Genomic DNA, 8,899 nt, shown 5'->3' on the forward strand with positions numbered 1-8,899 from the left:
ACCGGGCACTTCTCGGGGGCATGGGTGCCGATGTGGATGTGGCCGCAGTTGGTGCAGATCCACACCTGCTCGGTCTCGCGGGCGAACAGGCGGCCCTCTTCCAGCAGCTTCTTCACCTCGCGGTAGCGCTGCTCGTGCTCCTTCTCGATGGCGCCCACCATGCGGAACAGCTGGGCGATGCGCCCAAAGCCCTCCTCCTCGGCGGTGGCGGCGAAACCGGCGTACATGTCGGTCCACTCATAGTTCTCGCCGGCGGCGGCGTCCGCCAGGTTGGCCAGGGTGTCGGGCATGCCGTCGTGCAGCAGCTTGAACCAGATCTTGGCGTGCTCCTTCTCGTTGCCCGCGGTCTCGGCGAACACGTCGGCCAGCTCGTTGTAGCCTTCCTTCTTGGCCTTGGAGGCGTAGTAGCCGTACTTGGTGTAAGCCTGGCTCTCGCCGGCAAAGGCGGTCATCAGATTGGCTTCAGTCTTGGAACCTTTCAGTTGCATGGTCAATACCTCCAATTAATTTTGATGGATCTGTCGCATTTTGTAGGAACAATTCTTGTTTATGTCTCTATCTTACACCCGCCCGGGGCAAAAGTCAAGAGGCTGCCGCAAGCTCCGGGTAGGCCAGGGCGGCGGCGTCCGCGATGGCGAACACCAGCCGGGGCGACAGGGTCTCGGTGAGGCGCAGGTCCACATAGACCACCGCGCCGTTTTGCACCGCCCGCAGATCGCCCAGGGCGGCGGAAAGCTCCTCGGGGGAAACGGCGCCGGCCACCAGCAGCACGTCCGGGTCGGCGGCGCGGATCTCGGCCAGGTCGTTCTCCGCATCCTCGTCGGCGAGGCACTCGGCCCCCGCCAGCCAGCCGGCGGCGTCGGGCAGCGGATGGCGGAACACCTGCCCCAGCAGGGCCCACTCGGCGGTGTCGGCGGTGGCGGCAAGGCCGGACAGGTCCGGCAGCAGCAGCGCCGTGGCTTTTTCCGGCAGGGCGGCGTCGTAGGCGGCGAGGGTGCTCTCCAGCCGGTCGATCACGCCGCAGCCCAGAGCGCGGCCGGTCTCGTTGCCCCTCAGCAGCGCCCCCAGCTGGCCGTAGAATTCCCGCAGGGCGGCAAGGTCCGCCGGGGCGCCCATCTGGATGACCTCCACCCCCGCCTGCTCCAGCTCGGCCTGCACCGGGCCGGCGAGAGGGGTCTGGCAGAGGACGTAGTCCGGCGCAAGGGCGATGATGTCCTCGGTGCGGGGCAGCAGCGGCGTGCCCACGGTGGCAAGGCCGGTGGAGCGGGCGTCGCAGTATTCGGTGACGGCGCACAGGGCCTCATGCCCCGGCAGGCTCAGCAGCGCCTCGGTGATCATGGGCGAGAGGCTCACCACTTTTTCCGGCTTTTCGCTCACCAGCCGGTCGCCCACCATGGCGGGCCAGTCCTGCCCTTCCTTGATCTCGGCGGGGGCGGACGAGCCGCCGGGCAGCGTCAGCCCTTCCAGCCGGGCGGGCACGTCCAGCGCCCAGCCTGCGAGGCACACCACCAGCAGCGCCAGCAGGCTGCCCAGCACGATGAGGGGCGTGCGGGAGCCGCGCCGCCGGGGCCGGGAGGCGGCCGCTTTGGGTGCGGGAGCCGGGGCCGCTTTCGGGGCCGCGCCGCCTGCCGTTTCACCCGCGGGGGCCGCATGCCCCGGGGCCGCGGCGTTCCGCCGCAGTTTCACGGGCCGGGACGGGGCCTCCCGCCGGACGGGGGGCTCCTGACGGGCCGGGGCCTCCTGGCGGGGGGCGGCGGGCTTTTTGCCCCGCTTTTCCCTCTTTGCGCCCCCGGCGCGGAAGACGGTCTTGCCCCCCTGCTGGCGCAGTTCGCCCCCGGCGGGCGCGTCACCTGCCCGGAACACATGTTTTTCTGGCGGCATGGCGCCCGCCTCCTTTGCTCAGGATATGCGGCGGCCTTTCAACGGGTCACCCGCGGGAGATCTTTTTGAACAGCCGCACCGCCTTCGTCACCTGGCTTTGGGGGATGCGCCGCCGGAAGGCGGCCATGCTGCGGGCGGAGAAGGGCGCTTCGGTGGTGAAGGCGGGCAGGCCGATGAAGTATTGCAGATAGGGGTCCTCCCGGATGAGCTCCACCGTCTGCCGGTCGGAGAGGCCCAGCGCCGCCCGGATGACCAGGCTGCCGAAGGCCATGCGCAGGGGCAGGGCCACCGCGCCGCCCTTGCCGAAGTGGGCGGCATACTGCTTTTCCAGCTTCAGCCAGTCGATCTTTTTGGCAAGGCGCACCCAGCGGTTGTCCTCGTCCAGCGCGCCCCCGAAGGGCTGCACAAAGTCATACACCGTCAACTGCATCTGGGCCATCTCATACACGGCACACCGCCCCTTTCGGCGCTTTTTTCTATTGTACCACAATCCGGCCGCAAAACAAAGGGCGGGTGATTCAGCCTCCGGTCCGCGGGCCATACTCCCGGTGCGGGGCCGTCCGGCTCCGCCAAAACGAACAAGGAGAGATGGACCATGCATGTTTTCATTGAACCCGGCTGCATCGGCTGCGGCCTGTGCGCCTCCACCTGCCCGGCGGTGTTTGAGATGAACGCTGAGGGTCTGGCCTGTGTGGTCGCACAGCCCGGCCCCGCCGACGAGGAATCCGCCCGCGAGGCCGCCGGAAACTGCCCGGCAAATGTCATCCGCGCCGAGTGACCGCCGGACACAGAAAAAGCCGGTATGGCCCGAAGGCCATACCGGCTTTTGCCGTTATTCAGCGATGAAGCGCGAAGCTCACACCTGGCTGGCAGCCACGGCGCAGGCCACGGTGGCGCCCACCATGGGGTTGTTGCCCATGCCGATGAGGCCCATCATCTCAACGTGGGCGGGCACGGAGCTGGAACCGGCGAACTGAGCATCGCCGTGCATACGGCCCATGGAGTCGGTCAGGCCGTAGCTGGCGGGGCCGGCGGCCACGTTGTCGGGATGCAGGGTGCGGCCGGTGCCGCCGCCGGAAGCGACGGAGAAGTACTTCTTGCCGTTCTCGATGGCCCACTTCTTGTAGGTGCCGGCCACCAGATGCTGGAAGCGGGTGGGGTTGGTGGAGTTGCCGGTGATGGAGACCTCAACGGCCTCCTTCTTCATGATGGCAACGCCTTCCAGCACGTCGTTGGCGCCGTAGCACTTCACGGCGGCGCGCTCGCCGTCGGAGAAGGCCTTCTCGCGCACGACCTTCAGCTCGCCGGTCTTGAAGTCGTAGTCAGTCTCCACGTAGGTGAAGCCGTTGATGCGGCTGATGATATAGGCGGCGTCCTTGCCCAGGCCGTTCAGGATGACGCGCAGCGGGGTCTTGCGGGCCTTGTTGGCGGTGCGGGCGATGCCGATGGCGCCCTCGGCGGCGGCGAAGGACTCGTGGCCGGCCAGGAAGGCGAAGCACTTGGTCTCATCGCGCAGCAGCATGGCGCCCAGGTTGCCGTGGCCCAGGCCCACCTGGCGCTGCTCTGCCACCGAGCCGGGGATGGTGAAGGCCTCCAGGCCCTCGCCGATGGCGGCGGCGCAGTCGGCGGCGTTTTTCAGGCCGCGCTTCACAGCGATGGCGGTGCCCAGGGTGTAGGCCCACACAGCGTTCTCAAAGCAGATGGGCTGCACGCCCTTGACGATGGCGTCGCAGTCGATGCCCTTGGCCAGCAGCATATCGCGGCAGGCGTCCAGGCTTTCCAGCCCGTTGGCCGCGAGGCACGCCTCGATCTTGGGCATGCGGCGGTCCATAGATTCAAAAGTAGCCATTGTGTAACTCCTCCCCTCTTACTCTTCCCGCGGGTCGATGTACTTCGCAGCGCCATCGAACCGGCCGTAGGTGCCGATGTTCTTCTCGTAAGCGGTCTTGGGGTCCTCGCCGTGGCGGATCGCCTCCAGCATCTTGCCCAGACGCACGAACTGGTAGCCGGTGACCTCGTTGTTCTCGTCCAGCGCCAGCTTCAGGATATAGCCCTCGGTGAGCTCCAGGTAGCGAACGCCCTTGGCCTTGGTGGAGAAGATGGTGCCGGTCATGCTGCGCAGGCCCTTGCCCAGGTCCTCCAGGCCGGCGCCGATGGGCAGGCCGTCCTCGCTGAAAGCGGTCTGGCTGCGGCCGTAGACGATCTGCAGGAACAGCTCACGCATGGCAACGTTGATGGCGTCGCACACCAGGTCGGTGTTCAGAGCCTCCAGGATGGTCTTGCCGGGCAGGATCTCGCCGGCCATGGCGGCGGAGTGGGTCATGCCGGAGCAGCCGATGGTCTCCACCAGGGCCTCTTCAATGACGCCCTGCTTCACGTTCAGGGTCAGCTTGCATGTGCCCTGCTGGGGGGCGCACCAGCCCACGCCGTGGGTCAGACCGGAAATGTCCTTGATCTCGTAGGCCTTGACCCAGTTGCCCTCCTCAGGGATAGGGGCGGGGCCGTGATGGGGCCCTTTGGTCAGAGGACACATACGCTCTACTTCATGCGAATAGGTCATGTTCGTTCTCTCCTTTGCTCTTCGTACTGCAGGCTGTATTGTGATGGTTTGCACAATGTTCCGCAGAATCCATTATAGGCAAAAAACGCCCTTTTTTCAAGGCGTTTTGCCCGGCTTTTGCCGCCGCGCGCCACAAATTTTGCCCCCCGGCCGCGGCGGTTTTTGGGTGGACCGCCAATCGTGCAATTTGTTTGGGCATTTCTACAAAATTTTTATAATTTGATTGTTGCATTTCCACAAGGTCTGTGCTATAGTATGGGCGAGGAAAGCCGGCGGAGGGCGCCGCTTTCCGGGAAAGTATGGCGGCAGAAGGCCGCGGGGCCCCGAGCCCCCACAAACGAGAAAGAGAGGTCATTTACTATGGATCGCATCAATGTGAACAATTTTGACGTGAGCGCTTTCAGCGAGGTCCTGGCCTCCTGCAAGGGCGATGTCTACATGGTCACCCCCGAGGGCGACCGGCTGAACCTGAAGAGCAAGCTGTGCCAGATCCTGGGTTTCACCAGCCTGATCAAGGGCGGCCAGATCGCCTCGGCCCAGTTCGAGTGCAGCGACCCTGAGGACGAGAGCCGGCTGTTCCGTTTCAACCTGTTCGGCGAGAAGTAAAAAACGCACAAAAGCGCACAAAAAGCGGCGGGCCCTTTGGTCCGCCGCTTTTTTGTTGTTTTACTGCAGCTCCACCGCCGCGCCGCCCGCAAGGCGGCTTTTTTCGGCGGCCAGGGCGATGCGGTGGCTTTCCAGCGAGGCGTCCAGGCTGGTGAGTCCGGGGCCCGGCTCGCCGCCCAGCATCAGCTCCACGAAGGCCTTCACAAGGCCGGCGTCGCCGCCGCTGTGGCCCCCGGCCGCGTCGGCGTGGAACACCTGCGCCGGCTTTCCGAAGGGCGTGAGGGTGATGCAGCCGCTTAGAAGGTCGGCGGAGAGCTCCCCCGCCGTGCCAAAGAAGCGGGCGAAGCGGGTGTTGTGCTCGGTGAAGCCGGTCATGGTGAAGCCCAAGGTGCTGCCGTCGGTCATCTCCACGTTCACCACCTGATGGTCCACCACGTCGTTGTCGCAGGCGAACACGCAGCGGCCGTAGGGGCCGGTGCGGATTGCCTGGAGCACCGAATCGTGGGCGGGGTGGGCGGCCAGCACCTCGCAGGGCCAGCCGTCATTGCCCGCGTCGATGCCGGTGGCGGCATTGGTGAGATAAATTTTCTCCGCGTCGAAGGGGCAGTCCGCCTTGGCGGCGCAGCCGTCCAGGCACCGGGCCGCCGCGCCTTTCGGGGCATGGGCGGCGTTGAAGAAGGAATTGGAGCCGAAGGAGCTCACCCGCTTCGCGCTCTTGCCCGCCAGCCAGAGGTAGAGGTCCAGGTCGTGGCAGCACTTTTGCAGCAGCATGGGGCTGCTTTCGCCGGCGCGGCGCCAGTTGCCCCGCACAAAGCTGTGGGCCTGGTGCCAGTAGCCCACGTTCTCGATGGCCTGGATGGTCACCACGTCCCCCACGGTGCCCGCGTCCAGCAGCTCTTTCACCTTTTTATAAAAGGCGGTGTAGCGCAGCACATGGCACACCACCACCCGCCGGCCCGTTCTGCGGGCAACTTCGGCCAGCCGGTCACACTCTTCCAGGCTGGGAGAGACCGGCTTTTCCAGCAGAAGGTCGTAGCCCTTTTCCAGCGCGGGGATGGCATGGGGCACATGCTGCCGGTCCATGGTGGCGATGACCGCGGCGTCCGCCAGCCGGGGCCCGGCCAGCAGCTCCTCCCCGGTCTTGAAGCACTGCTCCGGGGCAAGGCCCAGCAGCTTTGCCGCCTCGATGCGCTTTTCGTCCACCGGCTCGGCGATGGCGGTGACGCGCACCCTGCCGCCGAATTTCAAAAGCTCCGGCAGATAGGCGTCCTTGCCCCGATTGCCCAGGCCGATCAGCGCGGCGGTGAATGAGTCTCTCATTTTATCCTTTCTCCCCCTTTTCTCGTTCCAGTATACACCCTTCCGGCGGCGATGGCCAGCCCGGAGGGCGCAAAAAGGCCGCCGGCAAAAGCCGGCGGCCTTTTTGCGTATGTCCGTTTTAGGAGAAAGCTCAGTTGGTGCCGATGGACATGGTCTCGGGCAGGGTGCTGCCGCCGTCGATGACGATCTGAGAACCAGTCAGGTAGCTGGACTCGTCGCTGCCCAGGAAGGCGAACAGCTCGCCGACCTCGATGGGCTTCGCCAGGCGCTTCATGGGCACGCCCACGGCGATGTCGTTGATGGCGCTCTCGGGGTCGTTGGGGTTGGACTCCATGGCCATCTTCTCCACCATCGGGGTGCGGGCATAGCCCAGCTGAGAGCAGTTCACGCGGATGTTGCGGGCGGCGTATTCCACGGCCAGGCACTTGGTCAGGCCGACCAGGGCGGCCTTGGTCATGGCGTAAGCGGCCTCGCCGGCGTCGGCCACGATGTCGCCGGTGACGGAGGAGGCGATGACGATGTTGCCGCCGCCCTGCTTGAGCATGTAAGGAATAACGGCCTTGCAGGTGTTCCAAACGCCCTTGATGTTCACGTCGATGTGGAAATCGCGGGTCTTGTCGTCCATCTCCTCGAAGGGAGCCAGGCGGCAGACGCCGGCGTTGCAGCAGGCAACGTTGATCTCGCCGAAGGCGTCCACGCCCTTCTTGGCGGCGGCGTCCATCTGCTCGCGGTCGGCCACGTTGGCCACAACGGTCACGATCTCGCTGCCGTACTCCTTGCGCAGCTTCTCAGCGGTCTCTTCCACATGGGGGTCCAGGTCCACCATGATCAGTTTGGCGCCGTACTTGGCATAAGCGGTGGCGATACCCTCGCCCAGACCCACGGCAGCGCCGGTGATCAGTGCAACTTTACCATCCAATTTTGCCATTTTTAAGTCTCTCCTTTTCTGTTGTATAAGCCATGCGGCTTCAAAAAGCCGCCCGGTTACGATGGGATCAATACTCCTTGGTGCCGGCCACCGTTTCGACGGTGACCTTGTGCTTCTTCCAGTTCACCAGCACCATCCACAGCCACAGCAAAGCGCCGATGCCGATGTAGATGCCGAAGCTCTTCCAGGAGCCGGCGCTCTGGCCCAGGGTGCAGAAGAAAGCGATGGCCACGGAGATGATGAGCGCCAGCACCCGGGTGAAGCTGCCGCCCTTGAGTTTGTAGGAGGAGGCCAGCTCGGGATGGTGCTTGTGGATGCGCATGGCGCTGATCATGGTGATGGCGTAAGCGCAGGCGCAGCCGAAGCTCATCAGGTTGAAGAAGTCGTTCATGAAGGTGGTGGCGTTCTGCAAAAGCAGGAACACCAGCGAGATGGCCAGCAGCAGGATGTTGGGCAGGATGGGCTGCTGGTGGCGGTTGACCTTGGTGAACACCTTGGGCAGGAAGTTGTTCTCGCCCATGGCGTACAACAGCCGCACGGTGGAAAGCCAGAAGCCCAGCAGGCAGGTGCCGATGGCGCACAGGATGGCCGCCACGCCGAACACCACCGCGAAAACGCCCCAGCCGCCGCCCAGCTGCTCCATCATGGTGATCGCCAGGAAGCCGCCCACCGCGGCGCCGCCTTCCTCCACCAGGGGCTGCACAGGCATGCCGCCCAGGCCGAAGAAGAACAGCGCGTAGATGACGCCGCAGGTGACGATGGAGCCCAGGATGGCCTTGTTGGATTCCTTGATGGGGAAGTCGCCTTCCTCCACCATCTGGGGCACCGTTTCAAACCCGAAGAAGGGGGTGATCAGCAGCGCCATGCCGATGATCCAGCCGGGGATGCCGAAGTGGCCTTCCACCTGGGTGTAGAAGAAGTTCTGGAAGTTGTCCCAGCTCCACACGCCGGAGAACAGGAAGGCGACGGTGGCAACCAGGCAGCCGCCGATGGCGAACATCAGCATGTACAGCTGGATCTTGCCGGCGATCTCCACATTCTGCAGGCTCAGGATGCAGTAGCCCACCAGGCTCACCAGGGCCACCACCTCGATCAGCATGAAGCTGGTGGGCACGTGCAGCACATGGAACAGCCACTGCACGATGGCCATGACCGCCGAGGGCGGCACCGCGATCCAGGCGGCCATGATCAGCCATGAGGAGAAGAAGCCCACATGCTTGTTGATGCCCACGGTGTTGTAGATAAGCTCGCCGCCCGCCTTGGGGAAGAGGGGCGCCAGCTCACAGTAGACCATGGCGATGGGCAGGATCAGAAGGGTCATCAGCGCAAAGCCCAGGAAGGTGCCCGCGCCGCAGTACTCGTAGAAGATGGTGTCCCAGTAGCCGATGAAGGTGAAGATGGCGCCCGCAGCGATGGCGTAAACGTAGACAAGGCGCAGGCTCTTCTTCAAACCGGTGGGCTGGGTCTCCACATTGTTCTGTTCAGGCATTCTATATCACTCCGTCTTTTTGTCTCGCGCTCAGAAAACGGAGCTTAGAACGTCTTGACACCGTCGGGAGTTTCGATCTCCACGGGGTGCTTCTTCCAGTTGACGCAGACCATCC

General features: G+C 64.7%; 10 protein-coding genes. 2 read left to right on the forward strand and 8 right to left on the reverse strand.

Annotated features, from left to right (window positions below; all coding sequences use genetic code 11):
* The 3 genes from rbr to ACH2AT_RS10060 all read right to left on the reverse strand — a co-directional run.
* Window positions 1-488, reverse strand: a 488-nt coding sequence (gene rbr / locus ACH2AT_RS10050; RefSeq protein ID WP_394965718.1) for a rubrerythrin, incomplete at its 3' end; no start/stop codon positions are given.
* 94 nt (window positions 489-582) lie between these two features.
* The gene (locus tag ACH2AT_RS10055; RefSeq protein WP_394965720.1) at window positions 583-1,881 is read right to left on the reverse strand and encodes an ABC transporter substrate-binding protein; all 1,299 of its coding nucleotides are present in this window, start codon (window positions 1,879-1,881) and stop codon (window positions 583-585) included.
* 46 nt (window positions 1,882-1,927) lie between these two features.
* Window positions 1,928-2,320 carry a transposase gene (locus ACH2AT_RS10060; RefSeq protein WP_394965733.1) on the reverse strand — a complete coding sequence of 131 codons (393 nt, stop codon included), beginning with the start codon at window positions 2,318-2,320 and terminating at the stop codon, window positions 1,928-1,930.
* Window positions 2,321-2,476: 156 nt separating this feature from the next.
* On the opposite strand from ACH2AT_RS10060, the gene ACH2AT_RS10065 reads away from it, so the two are divergent.
* On the forward strand, window positions 2,477-2,659 hold the full coding sequence (locus ACH2AT_RS10065; protein WP_394965722.1) for a ferredoxin: 183 nt from the start codon (window positions 2,477-2,479) through the stop codon (window positions 2,657-2,659).
* Window positions 2,660-2,737: 78 nt separating this feature from the next.
* Here the strand turns inward: ACH2AT_RS10065 and ACH2AT_RS10070 are convergent, their stop codons facing one another.
* On the reverse strand, window positions 2,738-3,730 hold the full coding sequence (locus tag ACH2AT_RS10070) for a GGGtGRT protein (protein WP_394965724.1): 993 nt from the start codon (window positions 3,728-3,730) through the stop codon (window positions 2,738-2,740).
* 18 nt (window positions 3,731-3,748) lie between these two features.
* A complete protein-coding gene (locus ACH2AT_RS10075; RefSeq protein ID WP_177521490.1) occupies window positions 3,749-4,441 on the reverse strand; it encodes an iron-sulfur cluster assembly scaffold protein in 693 nt (230 codons plus the stop codon).
* 360 nt (window positions 4,442-4,801) lie between these two features.
* Here ACH2AT_RS10075 and ACH2AT_RS10080 point away from each other — a divergent pair, with 360 nt between their 5' ends.
* On the forward strand, window positions 4,802-5,047 hold the full coding sequence (locus ACH2AT_RS10080; protein ID WP_394965726.1) for a hypothetical protein: 246 nt from the start codon (window positions 4,802-4,804) through the stop codon (window positions 5,045-5,047).
* 60 nt (window positions 5,048-5,107) lie between these two features.
* On the opposite strand, the gene ACH2AT_RS10085 is transcribed toward ACH2AT_RS10080, so the two are convergent.
* From ACH2AT_RS10085 to ACH2AT_RS10095, 3 genes are all read right to left on the reverse strand, one after another.
* Window positions 5,108-6,367, reverse strand: a complete 1,260-nt coding sequence (locus tag ACH2AT_RS10085) for a Gfo/Idh/MocA family protein (RefSeq protein WP_394965727.1) — start codon at window positions 6,365-6,367, stop codon at window positions 5,108-5,110.
* A gap of 130 nt (window positions 6,368-6,497) precedes the next feature.
* Complete coding sequence (ucpA, locus tag ACH2AT_RS10090; RefSeq protein WP_394965729.1) at window positions 6,498-7,295, reverse strand: SDR family oxidoreductase UcpA; 798 nt, start codon at window positions 7,293-7,295, stop codon at window positions 6,498-6,500.
* A 67-nt stretch (window positions 7,296-7,362) separates the two neighbouring features.
* Entirely contained in the window at window positions 7,363-8,784 is a 1,422-nt protein-coding gene (locus ACH2AT_RS10095; protein WP_394965731.1) for an APC family permease, read from the reverse strand.
* Between the last annotated feature and the right edge of the window lie 115 nt (window positions 8,785-8,899).

This window comes from Candidatus Allofournierella excrementigallinarum (assembly GCF_944388085.1).
Taxonomy (GTDB): domain Bacteria; phylum Bacillota; class Clostridia; order Oscillospirales; family Ruminococcaceae; genus Allofournierella_A; species Allofournierella_A excrementigallinarum.